This window comes from Microbacterium sp. H6, assembly GCF_003314775.1.
Taxonomy (GTDB): Bacteria; Actinomycetota; Actinomycetes; order Actinomycetales; family Microbacteriaceae; genus Microbacterium; species Microbacterium oxydans.
Map to the genome: position 1 here is coordinate 8,731 of NZ_QOAY01000309.1, position 264 is coordinate 8,994.

1 protein-coding gene is annotated in these 264 nt (G+C 73.9%); it reads left to right on the forward strand.

The window, feature by feature from the left end; translation table 11 throughout:
* Window positions 1-264, forward strand: a 264-nt coding sequence (locus tag DSP71_RS21255; RefSeq protein ID WP_181800796.1) for an arginase family protein, incomplete at both ends; no start/stop codon positions are given.

Here is a 264-nt window from a genome sequence, read left to right on the forward strand (position 1 = left end):
TCGCCGACTTCGCGAACTCCGCCGCCTACGCCCGACGCGCAGCCGAGTGGGGCATCCGTGTCATCCCCCTCGACGAGCTCCGCCGCCGCGGAATCGACGATGTCGTCGCGGAGGCCGTGGAGGTCGCCGGTTCCGGAGCCGATGCGCGCATCCATCTCGACATCGACGTCGACGTCTGCGACCGGTCGGTCGCGCCGGGCTGCCCGGCGAGCGTGCCCGGCGGTCTGCAGGCGTGGGAGCTGCGCGCCCTCAGCAGGGCCGTCG